Origin of the sequence: Empedobacter sp. UBA7494 (assembly GCF_002478465.1) — a bacterium.
GTDB lineage: Bacteria > Bacteroidota > Bacteroidia > Flavobacteriales > Weeksellaceae > Empedobacter > Empedobacter falsenii_B.
This window is the reverse complement of record NZ_DLOC01000054.1, coordinates 173,848-192,171: the sequence shown is the minus strand read 5'-3', so window position 1 is coordinate 192,171 and position 18,324 is coordinate 173,848. Positions and strand designations below refer to the sequence as shown.

The 18,324-nt window shown below is 31.3% G+C and carries 17 protein-coding genes; 7 read left to right on the top strand and 10 right to left on the bottom strand.

The window, feature by feature from the left end; genetic code table 11:
• Positions 1-178: 178 nt before the first annotated feature.
• On the bottom strand, positions 179-817 hold the full coding sequence (locus B4E95_RS06745; protein ID WP_291071159.1) for an HdeD family acid-resistance protein: 639 nt from the start codon (positions 815-817) through the stop codon (positions 179-181).
• A 174-nt stretch (positions 818-991) separates the two neighbouring features.
• Between B4E95_RS06745 and B4E95_RS06740 the strand changes: the two genes are divergently transcribed.
• Positions 992-2,317 carry a hydroxymethylglutaryl-CoA synthase family protein gene (locus tag B4E95_RS06740; RefSeq protein ID WP_291090804.1) on the top strand — a complete coding sequence of 442 codons (1,326 nt, stop codon included), beginning with the start codon at positions 992-994 and terminating at the stop codon, positions 2,315-2,317.
• 36 nt (positions 2,318-2,353) lie between these two features.
• On the opposite strand, the gene B4E95_RS06735 is transcribed toward B4E95_RS06740, so the two are convergent.
• Positions 2,354-3,778 carry an MATE family efflux transporter gene (locus B4E95_RS06735; RefSeq protein ID WP_291090802.1) on the bottom strand — a complete coding sequence of 475 codons (1,425 nt, stop codon included), beginning with the start codon at positions 3,776-3,778 and terminating at the stop codon, positions 2,354-2,356.
• 200 nt (positions 3,779-3,978) lie between these two features.
• On the opposite strand from B4E95_RS06735, the gene B4E95_RS06730 reads away from it, so the two are divergent.
• The 4 genes from B4E95_RS06730 to B4E95_RS06715 all read left to right on the top strand — a co-directional run bounded on the left by B4E95_RS06730 (position 3,979) and on the right by B4E95_RS06715 (position 9,056).
• Entirely contained in the window at positions 3,979-6,093 is a 2,115-nt protein-coding gene (locus B4E95_RS06730; protein ID WP_291090800.1) for a prolyl oligopeptidase family serine peptidase, read from the top strand.
• A 79-nt stretch (positions 6,094-6,172) separates the two neighbouring features.
• On the top strand, positions 6,173-7,015 hold the full coding sequence (locus tag B4E95_RS06725; RefSeq protein WP_221854091.1) for a hypothetical protein: 843 nt from the start codon (positions 6,173-6,175) through the stop codon (positions 7,013-7,015).
• A 60-nt stretch (positions 7,016-7,075) separates the two neighbouring features.
• A complete protein-coding gene (locus tag B4E95_RS06720) occupies positions 7,076-7,996 on the top strand; it encodes a hypothetical protein (protein WP_291064361.1) in 921 nt (306 codons plus the stop codon).
• A 10-nt stretch (positions 7,997-8,006) separates the two neighbouring features.
• Positions 8,007-9,056, top strand: coding sequence for an NAD(P)-dependent alcohol dehydrogenase (locus B4E95_RS06715; protein ID WP_291064360.1), 1,050 nt, complete (start codon positions 8,007-8,009; stop codon positions 9,054-9,056).
• Positions 9,057-9,117: 61 nt separating this feature from the next.
• On the opposite strand, the gene B4E95_RS06710 is transcribed toward B4E95_RS06715, so the two are convergent.
• Together B4E95_RS06710 and B4E95_RS06705 are read right to left on the bottom strand one after the other, a co-directional pair.
• Positions 9,118-9,339: a hypothetical protein gene (locus B4E95_RS06710; RefSeq protein WP_221854094.1), complete on the bottom strand. Its 222-nt coding sequence runs from the start codon at positions 9,337-9,339 to the stop codon at positions 9,118-9,120.
• Between the two features lie 30 nt (positions 9,340-9,369).
• Positions 9,370-9,627 (bottom strand): hypothetical protein, encoded by a 258-nt coding sequence (locus B4E95_RS06705; protein WP_038336554.1) that lies wholly within the window; start codon positions 9,625-9,627, stop codon positions 9,370-9,372.
• 306 nt (positions 9,628-9,933) lie between these two features.
• Here B4E95_RS06705 and B4E95_RS06700 point away from each other — a divergent pair, with 306 nt between their 5' ends.
• Together B4E95_RS06700 and B4E95_RS06695 are read left to right on the top strand one after the other, a co-directional pair.
• Entirely contained in the window at positions 9,934-11,016 is a 1,083-nt protein-coding gene (locus B4E95_RS06700) for a hypothetical protein (protein ID WP_114998409.1), read from the top strand.
• On the top strand, positions 11,000-11,629 hold the full coding sequence (locus B4E95_RS06695; protein WP_125349181.1) for a hypothetical protein: 630 nt from the start codon (positions 11,000-11,002) through the stop codon (positions 11,627-11,629). The genes B4E95_RS06700 and B4E95_RS06695 overlap by 17 nt, the downstream gene beginning before the upstream one ends.
• Here the strand turns inward: B4E95_RS06695 and B4E95_RS06690 are convergent.
• The 6 genes from B4E95_RS06690 to B4E95_RS06665 all read right to left on the bottom strand — a co-directional run bounded on the left by B4E95_RS06690 (position 11,569) and on the right by B4E95_RS06665 (position 18,180).
• Positions 11,569-12,126, bottom strand: a complete 558-nt coding sequence (locus tag B4E95_RS06690) for a 5-formyltetrahydrofolate cyclo-ligase (RefSeq protein ID WP_291090797.1) — start codon at positions 12,124-12,126, stop codon at positions 11,569-11,571. The two genes, B4E95_RS06695 and B4E95_RS06690, sit on opposite strands and share 61 nt — an antisense overlap.
• A gap of 361 nt (positions 12,127-12,487) precedes the next feature.
• Positions 12,488-13,402 (bottom strand): hypothetical protein, encoded by a 915-nt coding sequence (locus tag B4E95_RS06685; RefSeq protein WP_291090795.1) that lies wholly within the window; start codon positions 13,400-13,402, stop codon positions 12,488-12,490.
• A gap of 29 nt (positions 13,403-13,431) precedes the next feature.
• Positions 13,432-13,905 carry a ribonuclease HI gene (rnhA, locus tag B4E95_RS06680; protein WP_038336544.1) on the bottom strand — a complete coding sequence of 158 codons (474 nt, stop codon included), beginning with the start codon at positions 13,903-13,905 and terminating at the stop codon, positions 13,432-13,434.
• Between the two features lie 3 nt (positions 13,906-13,908).
• Positions 13,909-15,759: a M1 family metallopeptidase gene (locus B4E95_RS06675; RefSeq protein ID WP_291090793.1), complete on the bottom strand. Its 1,851-nt coding sequence runs from the start codon at positions 15,757-15,759 to the stop codon at positions 13,909-13,911.
• Positions 15,756-16,502, bottom strand: a complete 747-nt coding sequence (locus tag B4E95_RS06670) for a lysophospholipid acyltransferase family protein (protein WP_291090791.1) — start codon at positions 16,500-16,502, stop codon at positions 15,756-15,758. The genes B4E95_RS06675 and B4E95_RS06670 overlap by 4 nt, the downstream gene beginning before the upstream one ends.
• Positions 16,503-16,557: 55 nt before the next feature.
• The gene (locus B4E95_RS06665) at positions 16,558-18,180 is read right to left on the bottom strand and encodes an alpha/beta fold hydrolase (protein WP_291090788.1); all 1,623 of its coding nucleotides are present in this window, start codon (positions 18,178-18,180) and stop codon (positions 16,558-16,560) included.
• Between the last annotated feature and the right edge of the window lie 144 nt (positions 18,181-18,324).

Genomic DNA, 18,324 nt, shown 5'->3' with positions numbered 1-18,324 from the left:
CACTCGATTTCTTTTACAACATTCAACTTAAAAGACATACTGTAATCTCGCTGAGTACGTTTGACATAATTGCTTCTTTCTTCCATAATAACGATTTCTTTTTTGTATCGCTATTTCAGGACGGGACAGAAAATAAAACAAAAACCTCCACTTCAATTAAAGTGGAGGTTTTTGTTTTTTATTGATTTTTAAAATCTTCGATTTCTTTTCTAATTTCTTCATATCGACTTCTCAAATCGTCTGAAATATTATTCGGGATATCTTTAATTTTCTTCAATTGTAATGAAATAAAAATCGCAAATAATCCGGTAGAAATAACTGCTAATCCTAGCCATGCAACAGCTGTTAAACCTGCTAATTGTGGAGATGATAATAAAATAAGCGAAATAACTAATCCAACAATTGCCAAAAATAACGAAACACCCCAATCTCTTACACCATAATTTTTCAGGTCGAAAGCATAACTAATTCCAGAAATTGAGCGGAATAACACTAAGAACCCAACATAATAAGCAAAAACTTCTAAGCTTAAAATAGGATTAACAACTAGCATAAATCCAACAATTGTGGTGATAATTCCATACGTTAATGTCCAGCCCCAACTGTCAATTTCATCTTTATTTGCGATCGAAAAAACAATTTCCGAAATTCCAGAGAATAAAAAAGATACAGCAAAAAATACTGAAAGTGCAACATACGATGCTGTTGGAAATGCGAATGTATAAATTCCAAGTCCAACGAATAATAATCCAATGATTAATAAAATCCACCAATATTTGACAGAATTTTTGATTGATTTGTAAAAAGTACGAGCCATTTTGAAAATTGATATTTTAAATTATGCTCTTAAATTTAAGAAATATTATAATTAAAAGCATTCTTTTTTGAGTAATTTATAATGAAATTAGATTTCTTAAAATTCAGGATTTATTTCATGCTTACTAAAAATTAAATACTCTTAACTTTGAAGTTCGCTTAAAAATCAACGAAAATGAAGTATGGAATAGAGGCGGCTTCTATCTACGTTCCGCATATATATTTACCAATAAAAGATTTAGCAATTCAGCGCAATATTGATCCTGATAAACTTGAAATAGGATTAGGATTAAAAAAAATGTCTGTTTTAGATGTTCATGAAGATACAGCAACTATCGCTGCGAATGCTTTGTTGAAATTAATCACAGATTTTGATATAAATCCAACTGAAATCGGACGAATTTATTTAGGAACAGAAAGCGCTTTAGATGGAGCAAAACCAACCGCAACTTATGCAGTACAATTGGTAGAATCTGTTTTGGCTAAACAATTTGGTGAACGACCTTTTAGACATACAGATGTTGTGGATATGACGTTTGCGTGTGTGGGTGGAGTAGATGCGATGCACAATTCTATTGATTATGTTCGTGTAAATCCAGCTAAAAAAGCAATTGTAATTGCAGCCGATTATGCAAAATATGGCTTAGAATCGACGGGAGAATATACGCAAGGTGCTGGTGCAGTAGCGATGTTAATCTCGAATCAACCAGATTTGATTGCGTTTGATAACTATTGGGGAATTGGAATGGAATCTGTTTTTGATTTCTTTAAACCACATCAATCAACTTCTGATGAAGCGATTTTGAATGCTTTAGGAACAACAAAATCTGAAATCGAAATTTTTTCAGATGAACCAGTTTTCGAAGGGCAATATTCTAACGAATGTTATAAGAATAGAGTAAGAGAAGCTTATTTTAATTTTAAAGAAAAAGCAGGTGTTGAAGGAAAATTGTACGAAAATTGGCGATATATTGCTTTTCACTTGCCTTATGCATTTCAAGGAAAAAGAATGTTTTCGGATGTTTTTGCGTTAGAAAATGGTCAAGATAATTCGAATGATAACTTGAAAATTGTTGCGAAATCGGATGAATATAAAGCTTTAATCAAAGAAAAAGTAGAACCAACTCAACGTGCTTCTTCTGAGATCGGAAATATGTACACAGCTTCTGTTTTCACGGCATTTTTATCGGCTTTACAAGTGAGTGCTGATAATGATGAAAAGTTGAATGGAAAAACTGTTGGATTTATTGCGTATGGTTCTGGATCTAAATCGAAAGTTTTTCAAGGACAAATTGGTGAAGGTTGGAAAAATGTGATGAATAAAATGGATTTGTTCAATTATTTGAATCAAAGAGAAGCGATTTCTTTTGAACAATACCAAGATCTACACAATAAAAATCTGAAAACATCTATTAATGATTCGAAAGGGTTTGCCTTAGATCGCATTGAAACTGAAATTCCAGATTTGAAAGGTGCAAGATATTATACTTACAAAGGATAAAAACATAAAAAAAATCGCTCATTTGAGCGATTTTTTTTATACTATTTTCGATTTCCATTTTCCTCTTTTAAAGAGAATAAATGCTAAAATTGCAATAAACGTTTCCGAAATAGGAATTGCAATAAATACGCCTTCTTCTTTCAAATTGAAATGATAAGAAAGTACATAAGCTAACGGAATTTGAAATAACCAAAATCCAACAAAATTGATTATCGTTGGTGTCATTGTATCGCCCGCGCCGTTAAAAGCATTCATCATTACCATTCCAATTCCGTATAATAAAAAACCAGTTGCAAGAATATACATTCCTTCTTTTGCAACGATTTTGATATGTTCTTCTGTTGTAAAAATTGAGACTAAATAATTGCTTAATCCATAGAAAATAACACTTACAATCAACATGTAAATGATGTTAAATTTCATGGTCATAAGGACTGATTTTTCTGCTTTTTCGGGATCTTTATTTCCTAAGTTTTGACCAACTAAAGTTGCCGCAGCATTGCTCAATCCCCATGCAGGTAACATAAAAAACATCATCAGTCGTAAAGCTGTTTGATAACCAGAAGATGCAATTTCTCCACCAGATTGAGCAACAATTCGCGCGAGAATAATCCAACTACAACTTGCAATAATATATTGTACAATAGCAGGAACTGCAATTTTTACAATATTGATAATTAGTTTAGATTTTGGAACGAAATAACTCCATTTGATTTGAATTAATGAATCTTTTTTCGTTAAACCATACAATTGATAAACCACACCACCACTTCTTCCAATTGCAGTAGCTAAGGCTGCTCCTTCTAATCCCATTTCAGGAAAAAAGAACCATCCGCGAACAAGAATTGGACACAAAATAATATTGATTCCATTAGCTAACCATAAACTTTTCATCGCAATTGCTGCATTTCCAGCTCCGCGAAAAATTCCGTTAATCAAGAATAATAACACAATTGATAAACAACTTGCCATCATTATTTTAGTAAAATTCTTCCCGTATTCTGCGGCTTGTTCAGATGATCCCATCCAAATCAATAAATCTTTGGCGAATATAAATCCGAAAATACTCAACAGAATTGTAATGATTATCGATAATAAAATTGCTTGCGAAGCACTTTCTGATGCTTTTTCGGGTTTCTTTTCTCCAATTCTTCGTGCAATAATGGCGGTTGCAGCCATACTTATTCCTATTGAAATCGAATAAACAATTGTTAATAAAGATTCTGTAAGACCAACGGTTTGTATGGCGAAAGCGCTTTCTTTTAAATGTCCTACAAAATATAAATCGACCAATGCAAAGACAGATTCCATCACCATTTCGAACATCATCGGAATTGCTAATAGAAAGACTGATTTTTTGATTGGTAACGCGGTTAAATCTAAGTTTTCGCTTGAAAAAGATTGTTTAATTAACGAAAAAATAGACCCAATTTTGGCTGTTAAAGACTTTTCTACAGTCATTTTTTTGGTTTTAAAAAAATTAAAAATACTTGATAAATTTTTAAATCAAAATGAATTTAACGTTAAGTTGCCGCGAAGTTGTAAGTATTCATTTCAATTAAAATCTGAGAGGATTTTGCCCAAAAATAAATCATTTTTTTCAATACCAATTTATCTTTTTGATTTTATTATCTTTACCAAAACAGCTATACTAAGAAGAAATGAAAAAAACTGCTTTTATTTTATTTAATGTTGCCCTTATGGTAGGAGTGAATGCACAGAGTTATAAGAAAAAGTATCCAGATTCAAAAAAAATTGATCATGTTGATACGTATTTTGGAGAGAATGTACAAGATCCATATCGTTGGTTGGAAGACGATTTGTCTGAGGATACTAAGAAATGGGTAATTGAACAAAATAAAGCAACTTATGCTTATTTGAATGAAATTCCGTTACGTACACAATTGAAAAAATCGTTGACGGATATCTGGAATTACGAGAAAATTTCGACGCCTTTTAAAGAAGGAGATTATACGTATTACTACAAAAATGATGGTTTACAACAACACTCAGTTTTGTACCGTAAATTAGGTGAAAATGGAGCAGAAGAAGTTTTTTTAGATCCAAATAAATTCTCAAAAGATGGTTCTGTTTCGTTGGCTGATGTTAGCTTTTCTAAAGATGGAAGCTTAGTTGCCTATTCTATTTCAGAAGGTGGATCAGATTGGAGAAAAGTAATTGTTCTTAACGCAAAAGATAAAACACAAGTTGGAGAAACATTGATTGATGTTAAATTCTCTGGAACAGCTTGGAAAGGAAACGACGGTTTCTACTATTCGTCTTATGATAAACCAAAAGGATCTGAATTATCTGAGAAAACAGATCAACACAAATTATATTACCACAAATTAGGAACAGCTCAGAAAAAAGATCAATTGATTTTTGGAGGAGCAGAAACACCTCGCCGCTATGTTGGTGCTTATTTGACGGATGATGAGCGTTTCTTAATTATTACAGCTGCAAATACAACAACTGGAAATGAGTTGTATTATCAAGATTTGTCTCAAGCAAATAGCCCAATCAAAACAATTGTGAATAATTTTGATACAAATACTTCTGTGATTGATAATGATGGAGAGACTTTCTACATTTTTACAAATAACAAAGCACCAAACAATAAAGTAGTTAAAGCAACTATTTCTGATTTGAGCGAAGCTGCTTGGAAAACAGTTATTCCAGAAACTGAAAATGTATTATCTGTTTCTACAGGAGGAGGTTATTTATTTGCTAAATACTTAAAAGATGCAATTTCGGTTGTGGTGCAATACAAATATGATGGATCAAAAGTCCGTCAAATTACATTGCCAGGCGTTGGTTCTGCATCAGGATTTGGAGGAAAAAAATCAGAGAAAGAAATCTATTTCGGATTTTCAAATTATATCACACCATCTACAAGCTACAAATACAATGTAGAAACGGGTTCTTCGAATGTTTACATTCAACCAAATGTAAAATTTAATTCAGATGATTACATTTCTGAACAAGTTTTTTATACGTCAAAAGATGGAACAAAAGTTCCGATGATTATTACGTATAAAAAAGGATTGAAGAAAAATGGTAAAAATCCTACAATCGTCTACGGATATGGCGGATTCAATATTAGTTTAACGCCAGGATTTAGTCCAGCAACTGCTGCTTGGATTGAAAATGGAGGTGTTTATGCAGTTCCAAACCTACGTGGAGGTGGAGAATATGGTAAAAAATGGCACGATGGAGGACGTCAATTTAATAAATTGAATGTTTTTAATGATTTCATTGCTGCAGCAGAATATTTACAAACGAATAATTATACTTCGCCAGATTTCACTGCATTATCAGGAGGATCTAATGGAGGTTTATTAGTTGGAGCTACAGAAACTATTAATCCAAAAATAGCAAAAGTAGCATTACCTGCGGTTGGTGTTTTAGATATGTTACGTTATCATACATTTACTGCTGGTGCAGGTTGGGGATATGATTATGGGACAGCTGATGATAGTAAAGAAATGTTCGAGTATCTGAAAGGTTATTCACCAGTTCACAATGTAAAAGAAGGAACATGTTATCCTGCTACATTAGTCACAACAGGAGATCATGATGATCGTGTAGTTCCTGCGCATTCGTACAAGTTTGCTGCAAATTTACAAGCAAAACAAGCATGTGATAATCCTGTTTTAATCAGAATTGAAACGAAAGCTGGTCATGGAGCTGGTCGTTCGACAGAAGTTGTGATCAACGAAACTGCTGATAAATATGCCTTCACTTTGTGGAACATGGGAATCAAAAAATTGAAGTAATAAAATCAATTATAATAACTCAAAAATCCATTTGATTATTCAGGTGGATTTTTAATATATTTATGAAAAATATTATTGAATGAAAAAACTATTTACATTATTTATTTTATGTTCCGCTTTCTCTTTTGGACAATATATAAAAGAAGCAACTTTTAGCTTAAAAGATGGAACGTCTTTAGAAGTTCGAGATGTAATTTATTCAGGAAAAATGTATCAGTTCACAGAACAAGATAACCCTTATACATTACAGAATCTTCCTATAAAACATGTAATAGATATAAAATTTGATTCTATAAATTATTCAGAGAAAGTTCCTGAAATTAAAGAAGTTTTTTTTGAAAATGATTTACCAGAAGGTATTTATCAAACGATTGAAGATTTTTATAAAAAACAACCAACATCTACAGAAACAATCATTGGAAGAGAAGAAGGTCAAAATTTATATGAAAGACCAAAAGATTTGATGACATTCAAGTTTAAATCTAATGATAAAATTTTAAAAGATCCTTTTGCTATAGTTTATAGAGATGAATTATATTTTGGAGTTAAAGGAATAGATAAAAATGAATCGAAAGAAGCAAAAACAAGTTTTGTATTAATGCATCCAATAAATAGATATGTACGCGTTAAATATAAAAATGATAATTATTATTATACAGATATGCCCTTGAAAAGTTCAGGTTCATTTATAGCTGGAGCAGCTGTTGGAGGAGCAATAGGTGGTGCTATAATGGCTTCTGTAGGAGCTAAAGATAATTTTCGTCCAGTTATTTTAATTAATAATGATCAAAAGTTTTATTTAATTAAAAATTGTAAACGATTTAATGAATATTTTAAATCACGATTAAACTTAACATTTGATTGTGAAAACAAAAATGAATATAACATAGAGAATGTTCGAAAAAAAATGATTAATAATTAATATTCAAAATCCATCTGATTATTCAGGTGGATTTTTTAATTTTATCCAAAATATAATCGAATGAAAAAATTATTTACTCTACTTGCCTTATGTTCAACTTTTGTTTTTGGGCAATATATATCAAAAGCGAAAATAACTTCTAAAAGCACAAATAATTCTTTTGAAATAAACGATGTAAAATACATTAATGATGGAAAAGGATTACAATTCAAAACAGATTTATCAAAAAATACTTTCGCAGTAGTTAGAGTAAAAGATTTCGATTTAGTTTATGATGCTGAAAATTTTTCTAAAAATATTCCTGAGATAAAAGGTGTGTTTAACAAAGAATCTTTTAGTTATCCTGATGGAGTTTATGTGACAAAAGACGATTTTGTTTCTAAAAATGTAGAAAATAAAGCATTTGAAATGAAACCAAATCTTTATGCTGATTTGTTTGAACAATCGGCAGATTTGGTTAATTTTTATGATACAAAAGGAAAATTTCCTGAATTTCAACAACGAGATTATTTTGCAATTGTGCGAAATGGAGATATTTATTTTAATGTAAAAGAGATAAAAAAGATTGCAAAGGATAAAAAAATCTTGTTAGCGAAAGAGATTCCAAATTTTGCCTATGTTAGAGTAAAAGCTGGATCAGATCATCATTTGTACATGGAACTCCCAAAATCGCAACAAAATAATGGCTATTTAATGATGTTTGGAATTGCTGGAGCAATTGCTTCGACTGTTTTAGATACTAAGGACGCTCCAGAAGGTTATTCAGAAAATTATATCAATCTTGTGAAAGAAGGAATCATAACTTTTAATACAAATGATTATAAAGGAATTATTTTTGATACAAAAAATAAAGAATTTGAAATACTGTCGAAATGTTCTGATTTAAGTAGTTATGTTACGAAATATAATTCAGAGTTTAATTTAGATTGTAATGCAGATTATTCTATAGATAAACAAAGAGAAATATTAAATAACCTTTAATAAGTATAAAATGAACACAAAAACATACGCAGCGTTTAATGAAACTGATCCATTAGCGCCACACACAATAGAACGTCGACATTTACATGCGAAAGATATTTTTATCGATATCGAGTATTGTGGAGTTTGTCACAGCGATATTCATACAGCGAAAGGCGATTGGGGAAAACCAAATTATCCAGTTGTTCCAGGGCACGAAATTATTGGTCGAGTAAAAGAAATTGGTTCTGAAGTAACAAAGTTTAAAGTTGGAGATTTGGTTGGAGTAGGTTGTATGGTAGAATCTTGTCAACATTGTCATTCTTGCGACGAAGGTTTGGAGCAATATTGTGAAAATGGTTTTACAGGAACGTACAATTCTAAAAACTCGAAACATGGTGGAATCACTTACGGTGGTTATTCAGAAAACATCGTGGTAGAAGAAGATTTTGTGCTTCATGTACCCGAAAATATCGATGTAAAAGCTGCTGCGCCATTGTTGTGTGCGGGAATTACAACTTGGTCTCCTTTGCGTCATTGGAATGTAAAAGCGGGCGATAAAGTTGGTGTAATCGGTCTTGGAGGTTTGGGACATATGGGCGTTAAATTTGCAAAAGCAATGGGTGCACATGTTGTGATGATTACAACATCCGAATCGAAAGGTGAGGATGCAAAGAAACTTGGAGCTGATGAGGTTTTGATTTCGAAAGATGCAACACAAATGAAAGCGCATGCAAATTCATTTGATTTTTTATTGAATACAATTCCTGTAAAACACGATGTTAATCCATATTTACAATTATTAAAATTAGATAAAACAATGTGTATGGTTGGAGCTATCGAGCCTTTAGATGCTGTTCACGGAGGTTTATTGATTATGAAACGTCGTAATTTGGCAGGATCTTTAATTGGAGGAATCAAGGAAACACAAGAGATGTTAGATTTTTGTGGAGAACACAATATTGTATCTGATGTAGAAATGATCGATATTCAAAATATTAATGAAGCATACGAACGTATGATGAAATCAGATGTGAAGTATCGTTTTGTGATTGATATTAAATCATTGAAAGAATCTTAATCTTAGGTATAGAAACAAAAAAATCCGCTTAACGAGCGGATTTTTTTTTAGTTTTTAAGTTCTATTTCGCAACAGAATCTTTTGTTGTTCCTGCTGGATTTACAGTTTTCGAAGAATCTACCGTAACTCCTTCTACAGAATCTGCCGCAGGAATCTCTGCTTTTTCAACATTTACAGAATCTTCAATAACTGTTGTTGGTTCTCCTACACTTGTTGGTTCTTGTTTACAAGAAATTGCTGTGAAAGAAATCGCTGCGAAAGCGAATAACGCTAATTTTTTCATTTGATTTTTTTGTTTAATCTATTCTACAAATTATTTTTTCTCTGTTGTTGTAGTCGTAGTTGTTTCAACTTTTACAGGAGTTTCTTTTACAACTGCCGAATCTTTGATGACAACAGAATCTTTTCCTACAGAATCAATTTTTACTGAATCTTCGATTGTTGTAATTGTGTCATTTTTTACTTCTGTTTCAGTTTTTGTTTCTTTCGATCCAAATAAATTACAAGATGTTAAACCAAATGCAGTTCCGATTACTCCTAATACGATTACGTTTAATGCTAATTTTTTCATAACTTTAATTTTTTAATGTTTAATTGATTTTTTGTTTTTGTTGATTTTTCAATCATTTTGTTGAACCAAAGTTAAGCGGATATCAAAGTTTTTCGAAGCAAAATAGTTGTAAGATGATTGTAATCCAATCATCAAATATTCAACAAATGTTTTACAACAAAAGAAATCATTTAACAACGCATTAATAAAGAAATACAACTCAACATATCAAAAAAATTATTTTATTTGTAGTTGTATTAAAAGACAATTTGTAAAATCGAAATTATTTTACAAAATACTGAAAACCAAATTTATAAATTTTATTTTTTGAGCAAATTTACAGATATAGAAATTTTCGAAATTCTGAAAAAAACGATTTCAAATCGATTTTTAGAAGAAAATTCTGCTCAATCCGATAATATCTCCGATTGGAAGGGGCAAGAAATTACATCTTTCCAAGACGATTTATTCAATAAAACCAGATCTACCGTTAGCGAAAAGTGGTTTTATACGTATTTTAAGTCAGATTTTAAGAAGCTTCCGCGTATTGATATGCTCAATCTTTTGGCGCAATATTGTGGATTTAAAAATTGGGCGCACTTTCTTAATGTTCAAAAAATAGAACATTTTGGCCCAAATAAAGCTGAAGAATCGACGATTGAAGCAAGAGAAAACGAAGGTTTTTCATCAGAACATATAACTCCAGAAGAATCTGAAATAGAGATTTCAGCAGAAGTTAAACCATCAACAGAAAAAGAAATAATTCCTGCAAAAGAGGAACCTGTTAAAACAAAACCCAAGCTAAAATTGATTTCAATAATAGCAGCTGCAGTTGTTTTGTTTAGCGGAATTGGCGCAACTATTTATTATTCAATTTTTGGTCAGCGCGAGTACGAATTTTGTTTTGTAGACTCGGACAGACAAGCTGCAATTACCAATTCTGTTGAGGTTACAATTATTAGAGATGGTTTTACGCCACTTTATTTATCGACCAAAACAGGTTGTATCAAATTCGAATCGCAAAAAGATACAATCAAGATGTTTGTGAGTTCGCCTTACTATAAACAAGATACATTTAAGGTTAATTTGCATCAATATAATCAGCCAGAAAAGCTTTTGTTAGAGCCAGATGATTATAAGATTATGCTGTATTATTATTCGAATTCAGCAAAAGATTTGAAACAACGAATTTCTAAGCTAAATCAAATGATTGCGGATGATGCGTTGATTTATCAAGTGTATGACAATGATTTTTTTGGTGTAGAGATTCTTTCTAAACAACAATATATCAATTTAGTTACAATGCCTACGACGTCGTTAAAGAATTTTTCTTTGATCGAATCGGAAAGGAAAAATGGAAAAATTGTGAAATTAAAATTTAAAATCCAACAAGATGAGAACGATAAGTAAAATAGTTCAGTTTAGCATGATATTGCTGATGAGTGTTTGGATGATATTTTCGTGCAAAGACGATAAATATAAAGGAGATTACAATCCAGAAGCGATAAAAGGTTACAAAAACGAGGCATCGACTGTAAGTAGTAAAATGGATTCTGTAGAAGCTGTAAATTTTATTGCAAAGCAGAAATTGCGTGAGTTTTTTGAGCTTTCGGCGTTGGCATCTAATACCAATGATACGGTTGTTGATAGCTTGTTGAGAGATCAATTGTTGTCTTATTTTCCTAAAAAAGATACGACCGAAATATTTTCGTTATTGAGAGAGCTTCGTTCGAAAAAAGTAACATTTACTTCCGTTTCTAAATTTGCAATTTTACCAAAAGATTCGATTACACCAGACTCTATCAAGCGAATTGCGTATACAATTAATTATTTCAATTCAGATAAAAAGTTAATCGAAACCAATAATCATGTTGGTGTATTTGTGCTAAAACAAGAGCCAATCAAATTTCAACGAGAGTTTAAATTCTATTTCAGAACATTAAATGAGAAACAAGACTCGATTCAGAAAGATTCAATTCCATCTGGAGTAATACAAAAATCAAGAGGAAAATCGCCGAAATAAGCGTCTTCAATATATTCGATAGGTCTAAAATAAGTTAGACCTATTTTTTTTGAATCAGGTCTACATCTTGCCAAAAATTTATCATAATATCCGCCACCGTATCCGACGCGATTTCCTTTTTTATCGGCAACAAACATTGGAATAAAAATAATATCAATAGCTTTAGAATCAATTTCTGAATACTGAGTGGGTTCTGGAATTTGAAGTGAATTTAATACCGTTTCGAAACTTTTTTCGACTTTACAATTAATCATATCATCGCCAATAACCATAGGCAAAACCACCTTTTTTTGTTGTTGAAATAGCCAATTTATGATTGGATAAGTATTGATTTCGTTATTTTTTTCGATAGGTAAGAAAATATGAAAAGTCTGATCTGTAGAAAAATCTAAGTGTTTGATGTGTTCAAAAATTTGATCACTCAAGTCATCCACTTCTTCTTTAGTGAATGATTTTCTCAACGTTCGGTAATATTTTCTAGCTTCAGATTTTGTCATTTCTTCGTAGTTTGATACGAAGTTAAGAAATTATCAAAGTAAAAAAGTAGAGAGTAATAAATTCCAATTATTTTAAGAAAAATACGACAAAAATAAAACAAACGATTGCCATAAAAAGCAATAAGTTTACTGGTTTTACTTTTATTTTACTAAATATAGACTTTTTGTAAGTTTTGTGAATTCTTTTCGGTTTAGACATTTTCAATTTCATTACTAATTCTACAATACAGATGCAAATTTCTTAAAAAGGTTGCCTATAGAAAAGTTAAAAAATACAAATAACAAGTATACTTCTGTTTCTCAATTAAATAAAAAATGTTAAAAAAATGCTTTCAGATTCTGAAAGCATTTTTTTGAGTTATCAACTAAATTTTTTCATTCTCTTTGCAGCTTCGTCCAACCAAGGTTGATAATTGCAGTGTTTTTGTATCGCTTGATAAATTCCGTTGCTATTCGGATCTTTTGGATCAAGTTCATAGATTAATGAATTAATAAACCCATTTTTAATTGACTGACTTTTGATATTTTCTAACAAAGCATCAGCAGAAATTCCTTGATATAATTTTTCTTGTAAGTTTGTTAAGACAATATTACGGTAACTCTGATACGTTCTATAATCCTCGTCATTATCTAGATCGATTTCGTCTAATTCTGTCAAAAAATTAACAGGTAATTGCTGAGAAGCAGGATTGTAGTAAGTGTAAGAATCCTTGTACATGTACAACAAATTGATAAAATCGTAATCTAAATTCGTTTTTTCCGTTTTGATGAACGAAGAATTAACTTCTAATTTCTCTAAATCTTTGAAAACTTTTTGATGAAACTTTTTGATTTGATTTTTGAAATCTGGCGGAGCAAGTTTAAATAATTCGGTATGTTCAGTTAAGAATTTATCCATTTTAAAACTTTTGTCAACCAAATAATTGTTTCGATTTTTTCCTATTCCAGAGAATTTGAAATTATTCTCCAAATGTTTTAAATCTGTATTTAGAATCAAACTATCACCTGGAATCAAATAAATTGTAAATTCTTCGCGCTCGATGGAAAGTGTCTTATAACCTTCGTCAACTAACTGAATTGTATCCGAAAAATTTCCATCAAAATCTAAAGCAAAAGCCTTTTCACGATTATTCAATAATAGGTAAATGCTATCTGTTTGTGCATTGGCAATTCGTCCACTAAAGTAGACAAGTTCACCTTTTTCTTTTTTAGGCGAACAACTGTAAATTGTAATTAAAATTAGTGGGAGAAATCTCCACAACTTCTTCATTTTCATTTTCCTCTCTGCCTCACAAAAGTAGAAAATTATTCTTCGTTTTGATGAATTTCGAAGTAAGAATCTATCTTAAAATTTTCTGGTTTATTTGCTGCTGCAACCGCCAATTTATCAGCTTCTTCGTTCCAATGATGTCCAGCATGACCTTTTATCCATTGAAATTTTACGCGATGAATTTTATAAACTTCTAAAAATCTTTTCCACAAATCAGCATTCTTCTTTCCTTTGAAATTCTTTTGCACCCAACCAAAAACCCAACGTTTTTCCACAGCATCTACCACATATTTAGAATCCGTCACAATAGTAATCTCCGTGTTGGTGAACTTTAGCGTTTCCAAAGCCGTAATAACTGCCAACAATTCCATTCGATTATTGGTCGTTAGTCGAAAACCTTGAGAAATTTCTTTTTTGACTTTTTTCTCGGTTTCCAACAAAATACAACCAAATCCTCCTGGACCAGGATTTCCTAACGACGAACCGTCTGTATATGCTACAATCGCCATGTTTTATGGTTTGTAATTTAACATTGTATCAATTGTTTGACGCGCAACAAAATGATAATTTGGACGCGCATCTTTGTAAATATTCTTCGCTAAATCCAATTGATTAGATTCTTTTAAAGCTAAGTATAAAGGCTCTAAAAATTTACGACGACCAACATTTACCAAGAATTCTTTTGCATTTGTATTAACTTTATCGTAGTGCATTAAAAATGCTTTTTCGTACCAAGCACATTCAATTTCTGGATTTTTTGAATTTGTAAAATCATAAATAGCATCCAAATAAGCTAAATCTTCTTTCGTGTTTTTAGTCGTATCAATTTGACGAATAAAATGAACCCATTCGTTTGTAGATCTCGTAGATATCGCCACTTTTTTCGGAGCAACTTTATTTCGCCCGTTTTTAATATCTTGCTGTAACTGTGCTTCTGCTAAATCGAATAATTTTGAAGTAGGTTTTTTCAAATCTTTTGGCCAACCTGTGTTATAAATCCATTCTTGAACAAAAGAATCGTCTCCATTTGTCAAATTAGTTTTCAAATACTCCACAAATTTTTCTGTCGTCATCGTTTGGAAAGCGTGCGAAGAAAAATATTGATTCAAGAATTTATCAAATTTTTTACGACCATATTTATCTTCTAACATTTTCAAAAATAAATAACCTTTATCGTACGGAACATCAGAAAAAGCATCATCAGGATTTGCACCTTTCATGTTCACTTTTAATGAAGTATATTTTTCTGGAATATTTTTCATCGACGTTTCCAAATCTTGAAAACCGATTACCGAAATCATATCTGCATAATCTTTTCCTTCTAATTCTTCCATAATTCTACGTTCGAAATAAACTGTAAATCCTTCATTTACCCAGAAATCATCCCAAGTAGAATTCGTTACTAAATTTCCAGACCAAGAATGCGCCAATTCGTGGGCAATCAAATTCGTCATCGAACGATCACCTACAATTGCAGTTGGTGTTGCGAATGTTAAACGCGGATTTTCCATTCCACCAAAAGGAAACGAAGGTGGTAAAACCAATACATCAAATTGTTCCCAAGGATATTTTCCGTACAATTTCTCGGCAGCCGTTACCATTTTTCCCATGTCGGCAAATTCCCACGCAGCAGCTTTCAATAAGCCAGGTTCTGCATAAACTCCCGTTCTGTTATCGATTGGTTGATATTGTACATCACCAACAGCCAAAGCAATCAAATAAGGTGCAATTGGTTGAGGCATTTTGAACGTGTAAACATCTTCTGCATTTTTCTCTTTCGGATTGATTGCACTCATCAAAGGCAACAAATCTTTTGGCGTTTTTACTTTTGCATCATACGTTAAGCGAACACTTGGTGTATCCTGAATTGGAATCCAAGAACGCGTTAAAATCGCTTGTCCTTGCGACAATAAAAACGGATGCTTTTTATCGTGAGTTTGTTGTGCATTTAACCATTGTAAGGCATTTGCGTCTGGAGAAGTTTTGTAGAAAACTTTTACAATTGTATCATTTGGCGTAACATCAATGATTAAGGCTTGACCTTTAATAGAATCTTTTTCACCTAATTTGTATGTTGTTTTTTTTCCATTCGCTAATAAAACTGAATCAATTATTAGTTTTTCGGTATCTAAAATCAATTGTTTTGCTTGATTATTTTCGAATGTATAAGCCGCAGAACCTTTAATTTGATGCGTATCAAAATCGGTTTCGATATCCAAACTCAAATGTTTGATGCGAGCTTTATCTAAATCAGCAAAAGTTTGATTATCCTTTGCTTCAATTTCTGTGGTAGAAGTGATTTGTTTATTGCAACTAACCGCCGTTAAAGCCGTTCCTAATGCGATATAAACTAAATTTTTCATTGTTCTAAATCTTTTAAAATCATGTTGTAAGCAGCTTCTTTCAGCGCCACTTTATCGTTTTTTACATTCAAATCTTTCGTTTCGAAAGTCGCCAATAATCGAACTTTTATTTTCCCTGGATATCCTCGAAACCAATTGAATGGAAACATTTTATTAACACCATGAATCGCCAAAACAGCCAAAGGTGTTTGTGTTTCAATCGCAATGTTAAACGCTCCATCTTTGAAAGGATCCAAATAAATTTTGAATTCTTTGTCGTTTGTAACGCCGCCTTCAGGAAAAATAAAAATACTCAGATTTTTGTCTAACTTTTTCTTTGCTTCGGGATAAACAAGTGCTTTACTACGTGCACTTTTTCGGTCGACAGGGATACAAATTCGTTCGAATATTCGTCCAAAGATAGGGATTTTGAGTAACTCTGCCTTGCCTACAAATACGATTGGATGATGTTTTAGAATCGTCAACATCAACATAATATCCATCACCGAAGTATGATTAGCTATAAAAACATAATTTTCTTTCGGCTCGAGTGGAACAAGTTTTTTGTAATCTATTCTAAATCCTGTTCCATACAAAACAAATTTTCCCCAATATCTTATAAATGGGTAGATGTAAGGAAATGTTTTATCGAAGTTTGCTAAAGGTAATACGATAAAAACACCAATTGTTAGGACATAAATTGCGGCTAATAAAATCATCCAAATGCGCCAAATAAGGACGAAGAAACCTGTGATGTATTTCATTGAGTTGGTTTAGTTGGGTAAAGATATGGAGAAAATGAAAACTAAACCTATGTTCCTATTTTTTCAAAAACTTCAAAATGGCTTCATTTAATACTTTTGGTTGCTCGAAAGGAACATAATGTGTCGAATTTGGAATAATCAATAACTCTGCTTTTGAAATATTTTGTTGAATTTCTTTTGTATGATTTTCGATTACTTCATCTTTTTCTCCAGCAATGACCAATACAGGATTTTGAATTTTATTTAAATCATTTTTTGGGATATTTGGTTCATTTAACATTAAGTTAATTAAACGTAAATTGGTGTTTTCGGAAGGTTTATTTGCTAAACTTAAACTCCCAATGAGTTCTTCGCTTACTCCATTTGGATTAAGAACTGCTCCAATTGTTATAATTTTATTAACTAATTCAGGATGTTGAGTATTGAAAATTAAAGCTGTGTTTCCACCATCACTCCAACCAACAAGATTTACTTTCTTTAGATTAAGTTTTTGTATCACTTGAAGTAAATCGTTTGAAAATTCTTCATAAGTGTAAGGTGTATTTGTCAAATCTGTACTTCTCCCTTGTCCGCGCGTATCAAGAACAGTTACTCGATAATGCTTGGCAAAAAATGGAATTTGTCGATAAAAATCTTCTATACTTCCGTTATTTCCATGTAAAAAAATCAAAGGCTCACCTTGTCCATATTCTTCATAATAAATCTTTGCATCGTTTATGTCAATATATTTTCCTAACTTATTTTTTCCATAAATCAACTTTTTAGCATTCTCTTTATGTTGATAATATGAAATTAATTCTTTTGTTTTTGTATCAATTTCTACAGGCTTTTCCTCATTTATAGTCAATTTATCTTTTGAATATAAAAGATCTAAGTTGGCGATAAAAACGCCTTCGGAAGCTTCCCAATTACCTTGACTTTGATACCTAAACAATAAATCTTTTGCTAAAGATTTTTTAGCCGAAACACCAAAAACAAAATCTTCTTGATCTAATTTTTTATAACCAACTAATTGTAGTGTTACAGCAATTTGATCAACATTTTTGAATCGAAATTTATAAGGTGTTAAATTAATTTTTTGCCATCCTGTTGTAGAAGTTTTATAAATAATGTTTTTATCTAAAATGGATTCTACGGGTAACCCATTTTTGACCGAATAAATATTAACTTTCAGCGTTATTTCTTCAAATTTAGAACTTGGAATAATATGAAAATTAAACGCATTCAGTTTTGTAGTTGGGTAAATTTCAAAAATATTTCCTTGTTCAATTGTAGGTACATTTTCATCAAACATTTTAGAAAAAGTAAGCATCGGACGAGTTTTTTGTCCAATAATTTTCTCTTTCATTTTTTCTGTTTTCAGTGTCACCTCTGACAATGAAATTGATTTTTCAGTTAATATAACAACAGAACTTTGTTGAATATCATGAACCGATTTTGAAGTTAAATTATAACCTGACGCATCAAAAACTAAATGAGTTTTAGTTAAATTTTCGGGAATTTCGATAGAAAATTGACCATTTTCATCTGTAATTGCTCCAACTTCTGAATTTTCTATTCCAATAGAACAGTATGAAATTGGCAAATTATTACTGTCTTTTACAGTTCCTTTCACTTGAATTTGGGCTTGAACGATTGTACAAATACTTAAAATTAATCCAAAAAAATAGTTGCGCATGACTTTGTTGTTTGCTATATGACGCATTGTTTTTAAAAAGGTTACATGATAAGATTGATAATTATTTCTTAAAATTTTTCTGCTACAACGTTATCGTGATAATATTGATTTTGACATGAATTTGAAATGATTAAATTTGTTAAG